Genomic DNA, 19074 nt, shown 5'->3' with positions numbered 1-19074 from the left:
TTAAATATTAAATTGATGCTTAATTGTTTCTGCAATATTTCTCACTTCGCTTGAGTTTATTGAATTGAGTTTTGGTGTAATGATGATAGAAATATCCGAAGGCAAATGATTTTTTATAACACGAGAAGTGTCTTCATCAAATTCACCATTAAACACAAAATATTCGATAGTGATATTTCTTAATTTCAGTATTTCAATCGTTAATAATGTATGATTAATACAACCCAAATAATTCGTTGCAACCACAACTGTTGGAAGATTAAATTGCTGAACAAGATCAATCATAAAATCTTCTTCATTAATAGGAACAAATAATCCGCCCGCTCCTTCAATAATAAGAGAATTGGTTGTTTTGGGAATTTCAAAATCATTTAAATTGATATCAATTGCTTCTTCTTTTGCAGATTGATGTGGTGAAGCGGCTTTTTGTAAAGCATAACGTTCTTGATGAATCTTCAGTTTTGGAGAAGTTAACGATTCAACCAACAAACTATCTGATGAATCTAAATCTCCTGATTGTATTGGTTTCCAATAATCAGCTTGTAAAGCTTCAGTTAATATTGCTGAAACAATTGTTTTTCCAACTCCTGTCCCTATTCCTGTAACAAATAATTGTTTAGACATTTTCCTTTATCTTTTCTATTAATTGATTAATTTCTTCTTGTGTATTAAAAGCATGCAAACAGATTCGTAAGCGCTCTTCTGCTACTGTAGGTGGAAATACCGCAAAAGTGTTTATTTCAACCTCTTCTAATTGATTTTTGATTTTGGTCAATTGGTTTGTAGACTCAAACTTTAGAATTTGAATTGGACTATTTTTATTCGAAGAACTAGTTAAATTACTATTTCTAAAATGTGATATATTATGTTGTAAACTTTCTTGAAGCGATTTATTTTCTTTGATAAACTGATAACCTTTTCGTAAACCTGTCACATGAAAATCAGTAATAGCTGTGGTGTAAATAAAAGGTGAAGCATAATTAATGAGATAATCAATCACTAACTGATTAGCTAAAATAGAAGCACCGCTCATTCCCATTGCTTTTCCATAGGTTACAACCGTTACAAATACTTTGTGTTGTAATCCCAATTGATGAACCAATCCGTAATCAAAAACACCAAAAGCATGAGCTTCATCTACCACTAATGCAGCATTGTATTTATGGGCTAATTCAACCAGTTCAATTAATGGAGCACAATCACCATCCATCGAATACAAACTTTCTACCGCGATAAAACAACGCTCTTTTACTCTTTGTAATAATTTCTCTAAATGATCTAAATCGTTATGTTTAAATTTTAATTTTTTTGCGTTGGATAATTTAATCCCATCATGCACTGAACGATGTATATTTTCATCAACTATAACAGTATCATGTCGAGTTAAAAGTGCGGAAAAGAGTGCTAAATTAGCATTATATCCAGATGAAAAAAGTATTGCAGCTTCTACTTTATGTTCTTTCGCAATCAGCTCTTCCGTTTCACTTAAATAATCGGAATTCCCACTAATCAAACGTGCTCCAGTAGAACCATAAAGTAAGGTTGGTTGTGCTATAAACTCATTTAAAATTTGCTGATGTAAAATTTCATTTTTAGCTAATCCTAAATAATCATTACTATAAAAATCAATTCCAGAAGAGCGAACTTTTAATGTTCTTTTAATTCCTTTTTGTTCTCTTTCAAATAGAGATAGTCGCAATAAATTAAAAAATTTCGACATTATTCAGTTCATTTTCAATTGCAGAAATCCAATGTGCAAACAACGTTTCTTCTAGTTGTATCACTTGATTTGCATAAATTTCCCATTCATTATGAAATTCTTTTAATTGTGAAATCATTTCTTCAAGATGACCTTCTTCTTCGACAATAATTGATTTCACCATCACTTTTTGTTGATGTGCTGTCAAAACATCTTGATATATTGGATACAATTCATCTGCCCTAACTTCAATAGCGTAAGTCACAAACAAATAGGCTGCGTATTTTAAGTCTTCTCCATCAAGATTAAATTCTTTCTTCAACAAACGACAAACCTGAATATCTAATTGATGTAAATAATACATTGTTGCTTTTGGTACTAAAAGATAAATAGGCTCATAATTGACACAAGCATCCGGAATCAATTTTATAATTTGCTTTTTCAAATAATAAGCATGACGATGTTCCTCTGCTGCATGTTTCAATTGAATAAGATTCACAAAAGTTTTGTGTTCACATGCCGAAATTTTTCGTGCTCCTGCATTTTCCATAAACGAAAGTGTATTAAGCCACTTTACATGTAATTTTGGTTCTAAAACAATATGATTTAATATATTTTTCAATTGATTTTATTTTTGGCCAAAATTATAAGTCAAACGGATCATACATACACTCCACTTTTGTAATATATGATAGTCCGGACGTATTAAACCCATTTTAGAATCTCTGAAAAAGTTTAGAATCATCACTATAAAAAAGTTGAATAATGAAAACTATTATTACAGAAAAATTCATTATTCATCTATTAATTCTATCTTTTACGATTAGATTTTTCTAAATAGCTACTTAAATCTTATTTTTGCAAAAACTTTTAAATTGAGTACTCGAGAAAATTGGATAAGCTGCAAGAATTGTAATGGACTTGGAAAAAAAAGTCAAGGAGTTTCGAAAAGGAAACTATCGCGTTATGAATCAGCTGTTGCTCAATCTAAAAAGAATGAAAATTTTATTACTCCGAATAAACCAAAAAGTTCGATGCAGATCTGTACTATTTGCTCAGGAACTGGTTTGATCACTACAAATGAACGCCCTTCATTTAACGAAAAAAAATATCCTCATGTCGCAATTGTCGGAGCTGGAATTGGTGGAATTGCATTGGCATTAGCGTGTTTACATCGTCAAATTCCTTTTACACTTTTTGAACGTGATCGAGCTTTCAACGATCGTTCGCAAGGTTATGGGCTAACGTTACAACAAGCAAGTAAAGAATTAAAAAAATTTGGAATCCAAACTTTAGAGGAAGGAATAGTTTCTACATTGCATTTAGCACATACTATAGAAGGAAATGTGATTGGCGAATGGGGAATAAGAAAATTGCAAGATAAAGAAGCAATTGAAGCTAAAAACAAGAATAAACATACCAATATTCATATTGCGAGGCAATCTTTACGCTTAGCTTTTTTGAATCAATTAGGTGGTGATAATCAAGTCTTATGGAATCATCAATTAATCGATTTTAAAGTTAATGATAAAATAGAATTAACGTTTGATGTTGATGGAATTCAAAAAAACTTTAAAGCTGATTTACTTATTGGTGCAGATGGCATACGAAGTACAGTTCGTCGATTGGTTATAAATGAGGAAAATAGTCCATTACGTTATTTGGGTTGTATTGTTATTTTAGGCATTTGTAAACTGGATGCTTTAGCAAATTTAGAAAATCATTTGTTGGATGGTGCAACGGTATTTCAAACAGCAAATGGAACAGAACGGATGTATATGATGCCTTATGACAAAAATTCGGTTATGTGGCAATTTAGTTTTCCAATGTTAGAAAATGAAGCGATAGCTTTGAGTAAAAAAGGTTCAGAGGCGTTAAAGATAGAAGTCGCTAAAAGAACGCATTGGCACTCTCCTATTCCTGAAATTATTACAGCTACAGAATCCCAACAAATCACTGGATACCCAGTTTATGATCGAGATTTATTAATGTCAAACTTATTAGAAAATGCTGGTCCAGTTACTTTAATAGGCGATGCGGCTCATCCTATGAGTCCTTTTAAAGGGCAAGGTGCAAATCAAGCTTTGTTAGATGCTTTGTTATTGGCGCAAAAAATTACTTCAGCTTATAACAATATTCAAAATAAACAGATTAATTTGCGTGAAGAAGTTTTACAACAATACGAAAAAGAAATGATGGAACGAAGTAGCGTTAAAGTAAAAAAATCAGCAGATGCAGCCAAATTTCTACATTCAGATATTGTGCTTCAGGAAGGAAACGTTACGTTCGGTTCTAAATGGTCTTCCAGTATTTAAATAATTAAAAAAGGAAACATTTTAAACTCTGTACAAAATGTTTCCTTTTTCATTACATCACAAATATAAATTAATCTAATGTTTGTACTCCCCCACCATTTACAAACAGTACTTGTCCGCTAACCCAAACCGAAACTGGAGCCGCAAAATACAATACAGCACCTGCAATATCTTCTGGTTCTCCAAGGCGTTCTAAAGGTGTATGTTTTAACATGGTTTTCTCTATTTCAGGAGTCAAAACAGTTTGTAAAGCCTGTGTACGAATAGCACCTGGTCCAACAGCATTGATTCTAATTTCTGGTCCAAAATCAAAAGCCAAATTACGTGTCATATGATTAATAGCCGCTTTAGATGAAGCATAAGCACTAATAGCAGGACTTTTATTAATAGATGCCATAGACGACATATTGATAATACTTCCGTAGCCAGAAGATTTCATATGCGGAGAAACTAACTGACATAAACGCCACATACTAAAAACATTCATCTGAAAAACTCGTTCAAACTCATTAACAGAAATTTCATATGGACTTTCTCTTCCAGCTCCACCGCCACCTACATTATTTACTAAAATATTAATTTGTCCATAAGCTTCTAGCGTCTTTTCAACCAAATTTACTAATGCCTCATCTTTTGTCACATCACAATCCAGTGCAATTGCCTTTCCTCCTTTTGATGTAATTTCTTCCACAACTTTATTTGCAGGTTCTATCTTATAATCCGACACCACTACATTAGCTCCATATGCGGCAAGCATTTCACAACAAGCTTTTCCTATACCATTACCACCTCCTGTTACAATAGCAGTTTTTCCTGTTAAATCAAATAATTTTGATGTATCCATATGATTCTTTTTTTTGAATTAAATACTAATAAATAGTAGAAATTGACAATATCTAAAGTTAGTGTTTTTTTTATAAAAGAATTTATTTCTCAATCCTCTGAAAGTGGAGAACGAAAAATTATTTGATACTTAATATCAAAATCAGAGACTAATAATTTGAATGATTTTAAATCCTCTAAATAAATTTTAGTTGATTTCTCCGATTTATTAATTGCTCTTGTAGAAAGAATATTCATTGGGAAATTCACACTATCTTTTATTCCTTTTTCAATTTTTCCGTTTGTAAGTTGATAAACATAAATAGGTGTTTTTCCTTGTTTTACCATACTATCCAAAAGTTTAATCTCATTTGTAAAAATAACTATTTCAGCTTGCTCAAAAGATTTTTCTTTCGTTAACATCTGAACAGTATCATTCGATACTCGTTCATTCTTAAATAAATCAACTTCATATTCGTCTGGTCTTTCATAACTTTTTTTACAGCTATAGAAGAAAATCGGAATAATTAAAATTGTAAGAATAATAGTATAATTGATATTTTTCATTCTGATTAAGTTAAAAAAAGGAACTTACTCGAAAGCAAATTCCTTATAAAAAATCCTTGTAAAAAATTATTCTTGTTGATATTCTGCTTCCCACTCATTTCCATCATCACCTTTGTGACCATCTAATTTGATCACAAAACTTTTTGTTGGAAAATATGGTGTCATACGAATATCTAACCAAACACGATCTTTATTTACTTTATCTTGCTCAAAACGTACAATTTTGAACTTTTCGATTAATTTATCTGGTCCTTTAATTTCATCTAAGAACTGTACGATTTGTCTTCTCAAATCATCTTCATTACGAGGATTCCAGTTTTCAAAAGCACGTCGATTTAAGAAATCTAACAATACTTTCGTCACATAATCAAAAACACGAACGACAGAATAAGTTTGTAAACCAATATTGTCTCCGTTGAACAACGTTTTTGCAGAAAAAGCCATGATTTTCCCATATTCGTTTACCATCGGAACCAATCCCATTTTTTCTAATTGAGAAATTTCACTTTTCTTCAAATCGAATTTAACGGCATCAACTTCGTTGATATTTCCATGTTTTTTTCCTGCTGCAACTTGAGACATCAATGTTTTATAAATTTTACCTACCAAAGACGTTGAAGGTGGCAAATCTACATTTTCTTCTTCACCTACTTCCTCTGCTCTACCGCGTCCTACAAGCCAATTACACGTCATAATTACATTACTTCTGTGCAACTCTCCTCCTGTTAAATTTGCAGAATCAAATAAATCAACTACATCATCTGGTTTATCTAAATTCGCAAAATCAGTAACCAACATTACTTTGTTTTCGTTACAAACTTTTGCCCATTTTTCTACAACTTTATTCGATCCTAGATAACCTGGTAAAGCTAAAATTGAGTAATTATCGCGTAAATCTAAACGATCATAATTTTGTTTAAATTCTTCCGAAATTGCATCAATAAATAAGGGATTATCCAAATCTTGCAATTGCTCTAAACTTGCATTTACAACACTCACATTATTAACTTTATCTAACTCTGTATTTTTATAAAACTGAGCTATTGTACGGTAAGAAGTTTCTAAATCGCGAACAGTATCTAATGTATTTTTTAAGTTTGATTTTAGATTGTTTTCTGCTGATAGTGCTTTATTTTTAGAAGAATCTGCCATTTGATCGATTGATTTATTATCTTCTAATAATTCAACCCAAAGATTAATTTTTTTCAATAAATCTTTACGCTCTTCTTCTTTATTTTGATCATTTAAGAAAATCTCTTTACGCGCTTTTCTTGTCGGATTCATATTTGCAACTCCGTCAACGACAGTTTCTACAAAATTAAATCCTCCTACTTTATTTAAAACATCAAGCGCATTTCCTTTCTTCTGAGCAAATTGCTGTTCTTGACTTTGTTCTTGCTGTTGTCCTTGTATTGGTTGTGGTTTGTTTTCCATGATAGTAAAATTTTAATAGAAAATTATTTCTTCTCTAATTCTTGAGCAATTTCTTTTAAGACATCAATTAAAGCTTCTTTCGTTTGCTCATTTTCAACAATAGTTTTCAAGATTTTATTGTTTTTCAACTGTCTCAAAATCTTATTGTATTGCTCTTGTTCGATACTTAATTGTTTTAAATAATCAGATTTTTGGGTTAATGTTTTAGGTGTAAAATCTCCTAAATTCTGAAATCTAAATTCTTCATCGATAATTGTTCCATCTTCTGTTTGATGTTGTACAGACACAGAAGGCTCGAAATGACGAAATACATCTTCAATCGTTTTTAAACCTTTTACTACTTCTGGTACAAATGGTTCGTCTGATGTTAATTGACTTACAAGTAAAGTTCTGTTTTCTTGTATATTTTGGATAGCTTCGTTAGCATCTACTTTTACTTCGTTACCTCCAACTCCATAATTATATACTGCCATAGTGTTTGATTTTAAGTTAATGTTTTGTTTATGTTTATTTTCTGTATTTTTCTTAAAAATAGAATGATCGATAAAATTTTTAACGATTTGTTTTAAATCAAATATTTTACGAATCATAATGATGATTTTATTTAATCAATTACACTCCATCCTTTTTTAGGATCGATGTTCGATTTTACTTCTTGTTCATTTACAATGATACTTTCTTTGCGTTGTCCGATATAATCTAATTCGCTCAACTTCCCGAAAACAATTTCCAAACTTCTTAGCATATGATTGATTTGCATGAAAGCTTCACCAGAATTATGATGATCATAATTAATTTCAGCAACTGTTGTCAAATTATTCAGAATTGTATGCGGAGCAACTTCACTCCATTCCAAACTATAATTTAACATTTCTTCTAACTCAGCAGGAATCATCATTTGCGTATTATTGTATAAATGAAGCGCGAATTTTGAAAAAATATTCATCATAAATATTGGTGGTTGATTCATCACAATATTCTTAAATTCGAAATAATTTTCACCAATTGTACTAATTACAGTTTGACAAAGTGTTTTTACATTTTGTGCTAAAGCCGTATTTTGATTTTTATGTGCCGATTTTTGAATAATTCGGAAAGCAAATTGACGAATATTACTCAACGAGATTACAAACGAATTATAATGCTCAACCAATTTTGGATGACTTTGAACAGACACACAAGGCGGAATAAAATGTGAATCAATTTGTGCAATATTTGATTTAATCATTACTTTTCCTAAAACCAAATAATCTCCACCAGAATAACTACTATTAAGAATAGTTGTATTTACCAATTCTATCTTATATTTTGGCAAAGTATGAGGATGTCTTGGCGGAATTTCCTCTGGATCAATGTCACCAAAAGGTATTTTCTCAAACAGATTGACAGATGCAATAATGTAATAATCTCCATCTTGCTCTTCCTGTTCTACTCCATCTGTTTTTTTCGTTAACGATCGGATGTTGACGTTATAATCCACCAATTCTATTCGATAACCAGCTTTGGTTACTGCCGAACAACGTTTTATAATTAACTGCGCATCGTTGGTAGCGGTATTCAAGATTTCATAAACAGATTTATCTGCATGTTGATCAGAAATTGGTAATAAACCATAATTAAAATTATTGATTAATATCGAATTAGAATCTCTAAGACTATCAATCACAAAATTCTCTTGATCAATCAAATGCTGTTGAGAAATCTTCATTCCATCTACCCAATTGACAGGATAATGTTTTATTGTCTGTATCATAGGTTTGTATTATTAAGTTTTTTAACTCCTTCTTCTTGATGACGAATTACACGTTTACAAATAATTGTTTCGTTTTCTGTAATTCTGTTTGTTGTAATATCTCGCTCAAAATCAACATATCTTCGCTTGCTAAAGAATGATTTCTTTACATAAAATATCCAATAATAAGATTCTTTATTTTGATCTATTAATTCAATAATCGTATTTGGATTTTTGAAATTATAATCATCCACTACTCTAAAAAACCAATCTCCAAAAGTGATTTCCGTAGGAAGAGTTTTTGCTTTTATCAAAAATCTTTTACTATCATCAATATTTTTTCCTAACTCTACATTTAACACCATCAATCGATCGAAATCTACTCCATCAAAATTGAAAGGTTTTTGATCTGGATCATATCTCCATGTTTTATAAATATCAAAAGGAATACTGATAAATTGAATATAACAATAGTAAAACGCTAAAGGAAAAACAAACGTAAATATACTTGTCGCTGCCATATACGGATTACCTAATCCATCTCCCATGTATTTAAAAATCATTGTAAAAAGATAACCTCCAAATGCAATACACGTTAAAGTCATTACACTTTCAAAAAGGATACTCATCCAAACTTTATCGATATGTTTTCGAAAATATTTGTGCAAAAGATTAACATGAATAATTCCTAATCCCAAGTAAACTATTTGAGAAATTAAGTACCAAAATGGATTGAATAGATTTCCGGAAAAACCAAAAAAACCTGGCAAAGCCAAACATAATCCACTTAATAAGACATATACAATAATATGTTTTATTTGGATTGCAGGTTTTGCTTTTCTAATAAGTCCCATTATAAAAACCAAAATCGCAACGATCAATGGCATTAATAAGTACCTAAAAAAAATTGTTTTCATAGAAGCTGGTTCCATTTCTATATTAGTTGTTGTTAAAAAAATAAACATCACTTTTTTATATAAATGTTGAATAGCCTAATCGGCTTGTATTTTTATTTCCCCCTAAAACGAAGGAGTTCTCGTTATTTTCTGTAATAAAATTTTCAAAAATCTTAACGGTTACAGGCATCAAATAATCATAAATAGATTCTAATAATTCACGAAAAGGATGTCCTGAAACATAACGATAGATTTTATTGTACGGAACTGGACCAATGTTTACTACCCAGTTTCGTTCTCCATCCATATGTTTTCCGTTCGGAATTAATGTTATTCCTAATTTTGCGGTACCTAAAACAGTACTTTTTTCTTCGTCGTCTTGTTCATCGATTTGATTTGGCTGAAAACTAATTGAAACAGGAACATTATTAAATGCGCTCAAAAAATGACTAATCCATTTTGTATTTCCTCTCACCTCATGTAAAAATGGAAGGATATAATAAAAAATCTTTGCTGTTTCACTATCAACCTGTTTTAATAAAGGCCACAACTCCGAAACAATTTTTACAATTTCTCCAGATTTATCAGCAATATCAAACTCAGTTTCTTTTATTAAAGAAAGAACTTCTGTGTTAAAAAATTCTAATTCGAAGGGTTGAAAAAACTTACGTGCATTTTCTTCTACTTCTTTCTGTTTTTTAATCTCAAGAACAACTTTTTCAATATTTCGATTACTAATTCCTAAAGATGCCGGATGAAAAAGCCCTTCTGGCAAATAATCGTATATACTTTCGCGATACGATTCAATTAAAATACTTTCCTCATCAAATCCATAATAAGAAGACGTAATGCTTTTGATATCTTTAAGGTAAGGACGCTCATTAATTCCGACTCGTTTCAAAAATACTGAAGCATTAGATTTGTAATACCTCAAAAGATTTACCGCAACAGCTTCTGCTTTAAAATCAGTTTGTAATTTGTTGTAATTTTTATCCGATATGTTGTATAATATCTGCTCTTCAACTTCCATCATATCATCTTAATTTTCATTAATATTAACACGATATTCAACTCCATCAATTGCTTTTAGCTTAATATTATTCTTCAAAACATCTGCGACATTGTCCCAATATTTTTGTCCATAAAACGCATAATTAATTGGAATAATTTCAACATCTACTGTTCTAATAAAGCCTTCTTTTGGTCGATCACTAATCATTGTTCCACGTTTTACGCTAATCTTTTTAACTTCATCGCGCAACTCCATTTTACAATAATTCTTAACATCTTCTTTCGATATAATTTTATCGCGAGTTGTCAAAGCATATTTATAAGCCAAAATTGTATCCGAACGTTTTTGTTCCTCTAAACCTCCTATTGTTTCGGTTAATAAATAGATTTTCTGTTGATTTTTTTGTGAACTTAATTCAGTTCCAGGACGCAAACTATTCGCCATAGAACAATTTGTCATCCAAAAAGTAGCATATGTATGCCCCGAATTTTCTACAGGTTCTATAATCACATAATTCACATCGTCTTTTAGCTGTCTATTTACTTGATCGGTTTTTATCATCAAACCTTTCACTTTTATAGATATTTCGCCTAAAACATCTTTTACATTATCACGATTGTAAACCGAAAAAGCAGCAACTTCATCACGCAATAATTCCATTACATTTGATAATAAATCAACTGCATTTCGTGCGTTAAAACGCTCCATTCCTCCTCTACGAACTGTATATAAACCACGTTCCAAATCGTTTGTAGGCATAAAAGGAATTTCTGTATATTTTTTCCCTAATTCATCTATTACCTCATCTACATAAAGAAAATATTCGTTATCAGCTGTTTCTAAAGGAATATTGTTTCCCATTATGTCCAAATTATATTCTGTCTTTTTCCATCCTCGATTATAAATTGGAAATGCATTCAAAACAAATGAAAAATTCTCTAAAATATCTTGATCATATTGTGGCGGAAATTCTACCGTCAACCAAACTAAATTTCTATCCTTATACTGTTGAATTAATTGAATTTGATCATATAATTCTTCTGGCCAATTCGAAAAGTTGTCAGCAACTTTAGGATTAAATCCATCAACTTCAATAAATTTATCTGAATAAATATTTTTAATATCTTCCTTCAATTTGAATAAGATTGATTGATCTCGAAACAATCCTTCATATCCTTGAATTTCTTCAATTTTAGGATAATTTTTTCCTGAAGTAATATTTAGTTCATTTTCGTTACACGTAATTTTAATATGCGGCAACAAGCGATACACAAAATCTATATGTTCGAAAGTTGGATTTGAGCAATAAAAATTGAGACTTTCTGGAAAAATTTCAGATGAAAAATTAGAAAAGTCTAATCCTATTTTGATTTTTCTATAATTCTCTATTGAATTCGAAATTCTACTAACTGGTAATTTATTCAATTGCTCATCAATCTCATAAACTGTGTTTCCAGCAACCATCAAAACCGTTTGTGCATTGATAATTTCTACATTATCAATTGGTGTAAATGGAATTTCGATTTGTTGATCGGATTGAACTTTACGGAAAGAATTAAGATGTTTTTTGAAAAAAAACTCCGAATGTTCTAATAACAATTCTTTATCTTCCTCAGCAATACAAAAAGCGATCGCATGTGCAGGATTTGGATGCGTATATTTTGTTGGCGTTAATAGACGCGCCAATTTCTCTAAAATACGTCCATTAACATTTTGTATTTCGTTATTCGCTTTGAAAACTTCTGTACTAAAAGCATCAATTAAAAGTTTAACCAAAGGGTCTAAAGCTTGTATATTTTTTACACCCCATAGTTTTGTTGCATTTTGCAACATCCTCGCTTTTATTGATTCTTTAGAATATATTTGTTGGTTTAGGTTCATTATTTATTCTGTTAATCAATAGACATTGGACTCAAATAAAGTTCTGTTGTAAAATTGAAATTTTCGCCTGTGGATTCTAACCTGGAGTTAATTCCAATTTTAACTTTTTTCTTTACTTCTGTATAACCTTTGGTTTCGTAACTATGTTCTACATAAGTAATATGAGCTTGTACTTTCGGATTTTGTAGCCTCGGCTCATAATCATTAATTTGCCTTATCAAACTTTTTATAAAAATAGTTTCCCAAATCGTTGTACTTATTCCGTTATCGAATTCTACATCCCAAACGTCATTTCCGTACTCTTCATCGTATCTATTTTCACCTTTTTTAGTCTTTATAAGCAGCATGATATTTTGCGCAATGCTTTCGAAAACGTCACAAGTTTCCACTTGTCCGTTGCTTGCCATCAGGTTCAATGGTCTAAAAGGTAGTTTGTAGTTAGAGTTTTCCATTTAGGTAATAGATTGATTCTCTTAAATTAATATATTTTTTTGATTCGACAAAAATTAGTTCATGACTTTTAACGATTGACTTAAAATTTCATCTTGATTTAACGAAAAAATGGTCATTAATTCATTCGGTAATGATAAAATTCCTTCGCCTGTATCACTTAATTCTTTGTTTAAATTTTTATTCCAAATTAATAAATCATTCGGCTTTATTTTTAAGAATTTCGCAATCACATCAAGATTATAAGCAGAATTGATTTGGGTTGTCGAAATACTCGTATCAATTTCTTTTGGAACAAATTTTTGATAAACAACTTCAGGCGTATTTGCTTTTAAACCATTATAATCATTCAAAACATCATCCAAATGTCCGCTTGCATAACTTGCATTCAAATACTTCTGAACATGATTGATTGTTTCTGCTGGTAAATATTGATAAAAATCTGTGTATCGTTTAGAACCTGCTCTATCCATTGCTTTCTGAATATTACCTTCTCCACAATTGTAAGCAGCAACAACCGTCACCCAATTTCCGTATTTATTGTACAAATTCTTTAACGAGCTCATTGCAGCTTTTGTACTTTTATAAATATCATTTCTATCGCGTTCTGTTAATCCGTATTCGCTTGCATGAGCAGTCATAAATTGCCAAATCCCAGAAGCTCCTGCGGAAGAAACTGTTCCTGAATCAAAGCTAGATTCGATAAATGCTAAATTCTTTAGATGACGAGGAAGTCCTCTTTCTACAAGAGAATACTCTATAAAGTCAACAATATCTTTATTGTTTTGTATCACACTTTTATAGCGATTAACACTTTTCTCAGACGTATCTGTTGCACCTAAAGTTTGTGCAGAAAGTGAACATGGTATGCTAAAAAATGCTAATATTATGGCGTATTTTATCATGGTTGGTAGAGAGTTTGTATTATTTCTTAGACTCGATTGTCTTCCATTTAAGCTCTTGTGTTTTTTTATTAATATCAATCTGAATCGTTTGACCAGCTTTTACTTCTTCACGAACGATCATTTTAGAAATTGGTCGCGCAATTTGCGTTCTAATAACCCCAGATATTTGTCGAGCACCGTATTTACTACTAAAACCTGTTGTAGCAAGATGTTTGATGGCTTCTTTCGAAATTTCTAAACCAATATTCATTCGAGTTAAAGAATTGATTAATGATTTTAATTGAATAGAAAATATTTTCTCCGCCATTTCTTCATTAATCGGAGCGAATGGAATAATTTCTGTAATACGAGCCAAGAATTCTGGTCTAAAACGCCCTGAATCAGTCATAATTTTCATCAAATTAGAAGAAGCTGGAATTTCTTTTCTTTCGAAATATTTCACGATTTCTTCACTTCCAATATTAGAAGTAAAAAGAATCAATGAATTACTAAAATCCCCTTCTTTTCCTAATTTATCATGCACTTTACCTTCGTCCATAATTTGTAAGAAAACATCAAAAACAGAAGTATGTGCTTTTTCAATCTCATCAAATAACACAACCGAATAAGGCTGTTGACGAATCTTGTTCACCAGCATCCCTCCTTCTTCATAACCAACATATCCCGGAGGTGCTCCATATAATAATGCTGCCGAATGTTCTTCTTTAAACTCTGACATATCAAAACGAATCATTGCTTTTTCGTCATTAAATAACAATTCTGCAATAGATTTAGCCAATTCTGTTTTTCCTGTTCCTGTTGGACCTAATAAAAAGAATGAACCAATTGGTTGTCCTGGTTTGTTTAAACCACTTCGGTTTTCGATAATTGCATCTGAAAGAATTTTTAAAGCATGATCTTGCCCAACCACACGATTCGTTAGTAATTCTTCCATATTTAGTAATTTTTCTTTCTCTTGCGATTGAATTTTACCAATAGGAATGTTAGTTTTAGCTGCCATTACAGCTGCCATTTCCATTTTACCAACTTTTTCTCTTTTTACAGCAACATGTTTTATAAGTTCATCAAAAGTAGAATCAATAATTTTTTCGACTTCTTCGATGCTCATTTTATCATCCAAAACATGTTGTTCTACGAGTGACCCCCATAAAATTGGACTTAATTTATTCTTCAATAAATTATATTGCCAAATTAATTCATCCACCTTAAATTCATCATTTGATAAATCTTCTTTTAAGGTTTCATAATTTGACTTCCAATCTGCTAATTCTTTTTCAGATAATTCATCTAACATTTTGATAGAAGCCATTGTTCTATCCAATAAATCGATAGCTGAATCTGGTAACTTTTTACCTTTCGCATAACGTTTTGCTAAACGAATACACTCTGGTAAAGCAGTTTTCTCAACTTCAATATTATGATGTTTTGTATAACCATCTAAAACAACTTCAATCATTTTGACACAAGTTGCATCGTCCGGTTCTTCAACAACTAAAACCTCAAAACGACGATCAAAAGCTCGTTCTGGCTCGATAATTTTGCGGTATTCTTCTTGTGTTGTTGCGCCAATTACAGTAATTTCTCCACGTGCTAATTCTGGTTTTAACAGATTTGCAACATTACCAGCAGTTCCTTTAGGATCAAGAAGTGAATGAATCTCATCAATAAATAAAATAGCTTTATTCATTTGTTTACATTCATTGATTACCTTTTTCAATCGGTCTTCTATTTCTCCTTTATATGTTGTTCCTGCAAGTAAAGAACCTGTATCTAATTCTAATAATGTTGCTTCTTGCAACATTTCTGGTACATTAGCATTATTAATTTCGTTCGCGAAACCTTCTATCAAAGCTGTTTTTCCTACACCTGGTTCTCCAACTATAATAACATTAGGTTTTGTACGACGACAAAGAATCTCGACTAAATTTCTTAACTCTTTATCACGCCCAACAATATTATCTAATTTACCATCTTTCGCTTCTTGCGTTTTATCAATACAATAGCTATTAATTGAAGGAAAACTTGAATTATTTTTAGTAGGATTTCCTAAAAGTTGTTCTTCTACAGAAATTACTTTACCATCATCATTTCTGAAAAGGTTGATTATTTCATGTTCGCGAAGTGGTAAAGATTTCAGCTCTTGTGTTGTGTAAGCTACATTTGCTTTTGTAATACTCGCTAATAAACAAATAGGAGATATTTCGTCTAAACCTAGTTTTACACGAATCTCATCTGCTTCTTCAAGAATTTGATCAATTTGATCATCTGGAAGAGCTTCACTTGGTAAATGTGCTGTTTTTAGATATTCTTCCACACGAACATCTGCCCAATCATAAATATAATTTGGATCTTTATCTATTGATTGTAAAAACTCACGAAGTCCTATATCCTTGTGCATTAATGCCATTAGCAAATGCGATGCACCATAGGTAGAATTGTAATTTTCTCTTGCGATAGATTGCGCAATATGAAAAATCTGTTTAATAGTATCATTACTTATTAAAACACTCATATAGTATATTTAGGTTAGTAGAAAGTATTACAAAATCTGTTTAAGAAAAACTATATTTTATAATGTTAGTCCAAAGCTATAATTTTTTTTAAAGAAAAAAAATATTATTAATCAATTATTTACATTTTGAAATAAGTTTTATATATTAGTACCAAACTTATTCTCTACCTAAACATGAATACCAAATCTTCTGCAATAACCAGATTTTCTATTGCTGAAAATGATTATTATTTTAAGCAATTCTTAGTCAAGATGCTCCAAGAAAATCCGTTTTACGAGATCGTAAACGAGTGCAACAATGGAAGCGAATTGATAAATAGGCTGTATAAAAAACAAGAAGATGTTTTTTTAATCAATCTTTTTATGCCTATTATTAGTGGCTTAGAAGCTATAAAATTAATAAGGAAAACAGACGAAAAAACTCCAATACTAACCTATTCTTCCACTTATCAAGAAGATATTTCTATAACGCTAGACGAAATTCCCAACACATTTTATTGTCAAAAAAATAGTATCATTATCAAAGATATTTTGAGCAATTGTGTACTTTCTGACAATTCTGATTACAATGAATATAAGAAAGAATGGGCAGGACAATCAGAAACAGTTCAGAATTATATGAATCGTCAAGAAGCTGAAATTGAACAAGAACTAACTGTTACGGAAATTCAAATTATAAAACTTTGTTATGAAGGTTTTAGCAACAAAGAAATTGGAGATCGAATTAACCTCAGCACGCGTACCATCGATACTTATATCACACGACTAACCGAACGATTAGGATTAAAAAATAAAATAGATTTGGTTCGATTTTGTGTCGAACATGGTTATTACAACACAAGCATCTAAAAAACTATACAACTCTAAACTATGATTACAACTCCCTACGGACAGCAAAAGCTGAATAAAAAAGATGTTCAAAAAGGAACATTCAATTTTATTCTATCATTTATTGTTTTATGTCTTTTTTCTTTTTTTGCCATATTTCTTTTCTTTAAAAGCTCTGAAGTTCAAAAAGATGACATACAAGGCGATATCGAACGATACCGAACAATCATCAACCGAAATAATATTCTACAAACTAAGCTAGATACAATCTATTTCAAATTAGATAAATTATCGAAAGATGAAGTTGGTAATGAGATTTTCTTACGAAATTCTATTGTTCGTGATATTAAAGAATGTCAAATTGTAATGGGAGAAGACAGTATCAGAGAGTTTAAACAATATGCTGCTTTGATGAATAATCTGAAACAAACTATTGAATTTAAAGGACAGATGATGATGACCGTTCATCAAGAAAAAATTGCTTTACGTGATCTGAATGAATGCACGAAAAAAGTGAATGAATTGAATGCTGCTTTAGCTAGATATAGACAATAACCTAAAAAATCAAAAAACTTATGCAAGTTCAGATTACTTTATCTAAGAAAGAAAAACGTTACTATTTTTCTTACTTATTAGCAATGTTACTTTTTGTATCCGCTCTTTTGACAATTGTCTTTGTCAAAAATTTTGAATCACCTTTTGATAACAGCGATTATATCTCAATACAAACATTAAACGAAAAAAATAAATTTGATGTTCAGCAAAATATGGTTCAACCTATTTTAGATAGTACTTTTTCTAAAATCAATAAATTGAATTTTGAAAATAGAAATTCGATGAAAGGTTATGAAATAGAAAATAGCATCAGTGATGTAGCTAATCTATTTGAAATGGGAGATTTCAAAGATCCACGAAAAGAATCTTATCTAAAAATTGCAAAATTCTATAAAATGTATCTCGATGATAAAAAAATAGAATCGAACAGAAAAGATAACGTAGGTATTTATAAAAAACAATTTGAAGATTGTACACTCTCGTACCAAACTAAACAACAACAACTTATTACATTAACAAGCAAAAAATAATCTTACTAAATCTAACGAAATGAATTATATTCAGAAAAACAAAACCAATATAATGATTGGAATCACAGCGCTTTCCGTTATTGGAATTTTGCTTTATTTATGGTTTCAAAGTCGAAATGATATTAATGCGCAAAACATTAATGCACAAGCTTTTCCTAATACTATTAATGTTGGTGATTCTTTAACTTATAAAGATGATACAAAAAATGCAAAAACTTACAAATGGGATTTTGGAGATGGAAAAACTTCAGATAAAAAATCGGGTGTTCACTTTTTTGACAAACCTGGATATTATCAAGTTACAGTTTTGATTAATAATAAGTATCCGAAAACTTTTCCGATTCTTGTTTCTCCTAAAGTTGTTTCTAACCCTGTTATTGAAGTTACAACTATACAAGCTCCACCAACAGCTCAACAATTTACAAATGTATTATTCTCTACCAATAATTTAACAGCAAAAGAATTTCGATGGAAATTTGGAGAATCAGGAGGAATAGATGCATTTGATAGAAATCCTACCTACTCTTATAGTAAACCAGGAGATTATATGGTTACATTATACACAGACGAACAATTAGAACCTGTTGCTACACACCGTATTAGAATCACAAAATCTTTTGAACCTTTAAAAGATGAAGTTGTAATTCCTAAAATAGAAGTAGACCCTACAATTGCAATTAATAATGATTTCAAAATAAAACTTCAAGCAATCGCAAATGGATTGGATTTTAATTCTAATTATAACTATTTACTAAGAAAATATTTATGTAACAATGATAATACTCAAGTAGTTGTAAACGACAAAAATAACAGTTTTTACTACTATACTACAGGATTACAATTTGATAAAAATAATGCAATTAACGAAGTAAAAGTAACACTTGATAACGAAGGAAGTTGCGTTATAAAAGTCGAAGTAAAACAAAGCAAATAACT

General features: G+C 30.6%; 19 protein-coding genes. 5 read left to right on the top strand and 14 right to left on the bottom strand.

The genetic code is table 11. The features are described from left to right. The 3 genes from bioD to FH779_RS06405 are packed head-to-tail and all read right to left on the bottom strand — an operon-like array spanning position 1 to position 2321. Positions 1-624, bottom strand: a complete 624-nt coding sequence (gene bioD / locus FH779_RS06415; protein WP_180906431.1) for a dethiobiotin synthase — start codon at positions 622-624, stop codon at positions 1-3. Further along, the gene (locus FH779_RS06410) at positions 617-1720 is read right to left on the bottom strand and encodes an aminotransferase class I/II-fold pyridoxal phosphate-dependent enzyme (RefSeq protein ID WP_180906430.1); all 1104 of its coding nucleotides are present in this window, start codon (positions 1718-1720) and stop codon (positions 617-619) included. The genes bioD and FH779_RS06410 overlap by 8 nt, the downstream gene beginning before the upstream one ends. Next, positions 1704-2321, bottom strand: coding sequence for a hypothetical protein (locus tag FH779_RS06405; protein ID WP_180906429.1), 618 nt, complete (start codon positions 2319-2321; stop codon positions 1704-1706). The genes FH779_RS06410 and FH779_RS06405 overlap by 17 nt, the downstream gene beginning before the upstream one ends. 253 nt (positions 2322-2574) lie before the next feature. Between FH779_RS06405 and FH779_RS06400 the strand changes: the two genes are divergently transcribed. Beyond that, entirely contained in the window at positions 2575-4014 is a 1440-nt protein-coding gene (locus tag FH779_RS06400; RefSeq protein ID WP_180906428.1) for an FAD-dependent oxidoreductase, read from the top strand. Positions 4015-4084: 70 nt separating this feature from the next. Here the strand turns inward: FH779_RS06400 and FH779_RS06395 are convergent, their stop codons facing one another. The 11 genes from FH779_RS06395 to FH779_RS06345 all read right to left on the bottom strand — a co-directional run bounded on the left by FH779_RS06395 (position 4085) and on the right by FH779_RS06345 (position 16225). Continuing rightward, a complete protein-coding gene (locus tag FH779_RS06395) occupies positions 4085-4858 on the bottom strand; it encodes a glucose 1-dehydrogenase (protein WP_180906427.1) in 774 nt (257 codons plus the stop codon). Positions 4859-4947: 89 nt separating this feature from the next. Next, positions 4948-5403 carry a hypothetical protein gene (locus FH779_RS06390; RefSeq protein ID WP_180906426.1) on the bottom strand — a complete coding sequence of 152 codons (456 nt, stop codon included), beginning with the start codon at positions 5401-5403 and terminating at the stop codon, positions 4948-4950. A 66-nt stretch (positions 5404-5469) separates the two neighbouring features. Further along, the gene (locus FH779_RS06385; protein WP_180906425.1) at positions 5470-6837 is read right to left on the bottom strand and encodes a DUF5458 family protein; all 1368 of its coding nucleotides are present in this window, start codon (positions 6835-6837) and stop codon (positions 5470-5472) included. Between the two features lie 23 nt (positions 6838-6860). After that, positions 6861-7427: a type VI secretion system contractile sheath small subunit gene (locus FH779_RS06380; RefSeq protein WP_244958035.1), complete on the bottom strand. Its 567-nt coding sequence runs from the start codon at positions 7425-7427 to the stop codon at positions 6861-6863. Positions 7428-7441: 14 nt separating this feature from the next. Further along, positions 7442-8590: a hypothetical protein gene (locus FH779_RS06375; RefSeq protein WP_180906424.1), complete on the bottom strand. Its 1149-nt coding sequence runs from the start codon at positions 8588-8590 to the stop codon at positions 7442-7444. Next, on the bottom strand, positions 8587-9486 hold the full coding sequence (locus FH779_RS06370; protein ID WP_244958034.1) for a TssN family type VI secretion system protein: 900 nt from the start codon (positions 9484-9486) through the stop codon (positions 8587-8589). The genes FH779_RS06375 and FH779_RS06370 overlap by 4 nt, the downstream gene beginning before the upstream one ends. Before the next feature lie 55 nt (positions 9487-9541). Then, a complete protein-coding gene (locus tag FH779_RS06365) occupies positions 9542-10498 on the bottom strand; it encodes a hypothetical protein (RefSeq protein WP_244958033.1) in 957 nt (318 codons plus the stop codon). A gap of 6 nt (positions 10499-10504) precedes the next feature. Beyond that, positions 10505-12358, bottom strand: coding sequence for a type VI secretion system baseplate subunit TssF (locus FH779_RS06360; protein WP_180906423.1), 1854 nt, complete (start codon positions 12356-12358; stop codon positions 10505-10507). 11 nt (positions 12359-12369) lie between these two features. Then, a complete protein-coding gene (locus FH779_RS06355; protein WP_180906422.1) occupies positions 12370-12810 on the bottom strand; it encodes a GPW/gp25 family protein in 441 nt (146 codons plus the stop codon). A 54-nt stretch (positions 12811-12864) separates the two neighbouring features. Continuing rightward, positions 12865-13713 (bottom strand): lytic transglycosylase domain-containing protein, encoded by an 849-nt coding sequence (locus tag FH779_RS06350; protein WP_180906421.1) that lies wholly within the window; start codon positions 13711-13713, stop codon positions 12865-12867. A 19-nt stretch (positions 13714-13732) separates the two neighbouring features. Further along, positions 13733-16225: an ATP-dependent Clp protease ATP-binding subunit gene (locus FH779_RS06345; protein WP_180906420.1), complete on the bottom strand. Its 2493-nt coding sequence runs from the start codon at positions 16223-16225 to the stop codon at positions 13733-13735. 174 nt (positions 16226-16399) lie between these two features. Here FH779_RS06345 and FH779_RS06340 point away from each other — a divergent pair, with 174 nt between their 5' ends. Genes FH779_RS06340 through FH779_RS06325 form a run of 4 tightly spaced genes read left to right on the top strand, consistent with a single transcriptional unit; the run spans position 16400 to position 19072 of the window. Further along, complete coding sequence (locus FH779_RS06340; RefSeq protein WP_180906419.1) at positions 16400-17074, top strand: response regulator transcription factor; 675 nt, start codon at positions 16400-16402, stop codon at positions 17072-17074. A gap of 21 nt (positions 17075-17095) precedes the next feature. Then, complete coding sequence (tssO, locus tag FH779_RS06335) at positions 17096-17608, top strand: type VI secretion system TssO (protein ID WP_180906418.1); 513 nt, start codon at positions 17096-17098, stop codon at positions 17606-17608. A 20-nt stretch (positions 17609-17628) separates the two neighbouring features. Next, complete coding sequence (gene tssO / locus FH779_RS06330) at positions 17629-18138, top strand: type VI secretion system TssO (protein WP_180906417.1); 510 nt, start codon at positions 17629-17631, stop codon at positions 18136-18138. 52 nt (positions 18139-18190) lie between these two features. Continuing rightward, positions 18191-19072, top strand: a complete 882-nt coding sequence (locus FH779_RS06325) for a PKD domain-containing protein (RefSeq protein ID WP_244958032.1) — start codon at positions 18191-18193, stop codon at positions 19070-19072. Positions 19073-19074 lie beyond the last annotated feature (2 nt).

Source organism: Empedobacter falsenii (genome assembly GCF_013488205.1).
Taxonomy (GTDB): domain Bacteria; phylum Bacteroidota; class Bacteroidia; order Flavobacteriales; family Weeksellaceae; genus Empedobacter; species Empedobacter falsenii_C.
The sequence above is the reverse complement of the archived record's forward strand: the minus strand, read 5'-3'. Positions and strand labels throughout refer to the sequence as shown.

Coding starts and splice junctions, on each gene's coding strand:
- bioD (WP_180906431.1), bottom strand. CDS start 624: ATGTCTAAACAATTATTTGTTACAGGAATAGGGACAGGAGTTGGAAAA.
- FH779_RS06410 (WP_180906430.1), bottom strand. CDS start 1,720: ATGTCGAAATTTTTTAATTTATTGCGACTATCTCTATTTGAAAGAGAA.
- FH779_RS06395 (WP_180906427.1), bottom strand. CDS start 4,858: ATGGATACATCAAAATTATTTGATTTAACAGGAAAAACTGCTATTGTA.
- FH779_RS06390 (WP_180906426.1), bottom strand. CDS start 5,403: ATGAAAAATATCAATTATACTATTATTCTTACAATTTTAATTATTCCG.
- FH779_RS06385 (WP_180906425.1), bottom strand. CDS start 6,837: ATGGAAAACAAACCACAACCAATACAAGGACAACAGCAAGAACAAAGT.
- FH779_RS06380 (WP_244958035.1), bottom strand. CDS start 7,427: ATGATTCGTAAAATATTTGATTTAAAACAAATCGTTAAAAATTTTATC.
- FH779_RS06375 (WP_180906424.1), bottom strand. CDS start 8,590: ATGATACAGACAATAAAACATTATCCTGTCAATTGGGTAGATGGAATG.
- FH779_RS06370 (WP_244958034.1), bottom strand. CDS start 9,486: ATGAAAACAATTTTTTTTAGGTACTTATTAATGCCATTGATCGTTGCG.
- FH779_RS06365 (WP_244958033.1), bottom strand. CDS start 10,498: ATGATGGAAGTTGAAGAGCAGATATTATACAACATATCGGATAAAAAT.
- FH779_RS06360 (WP_180906423.1), bottom strand. CDS start 12,358: ATGAACCTAAACCAACAAATATATTCTAAAGAATCAATAAAAGCGAGG.
- FH779_RS06355 (WP_180906422.1), bottom strand. CDS start 12,810: ATGGAAAACTCTAACTACAAACTACCTTTTAGACCATTGAACCTGATG.
- FH779_RS06350 (WP_180906421.1), bottom strand. CDS start 13,713: ATGATAAAATACGCCATAATATTAGCATTTTTTAGCATACCATGTTCA.
- FH779_RS06345 (WP_180906420.1), bottom strand. CDS start 16,225: ATGAGTGTTTTAATAAGTAATGATACTATTAAACAGATTTTTCATATT.
- FH779_RS06340 (WP_180906419.1), top strand. CDS start 16,400: ATGAATACCAAATCTTCTGCAATAACCAGATTTTCTATTGCTGAAAAT.
- tssO (WP_180906418.1), top strand. CDS start 17,096: ATGATTACAACTCCCTACGGACAGCAAAAGCTGAATAAAAAAGATGTT.
- tssO (WP_180906417.1), top strand. CDS start 17,629: ATGCAAGTTCAGATTACTTTATCTAAGAAAGAAAAACGTTACTATTTT.
- FH779_RS06325 (WP_244958032.1), top strand. CDS start 18,191: ATGATTGGAATCACAGCGCTTTCCGTTATTGGAATTTTGCTTTATTTA.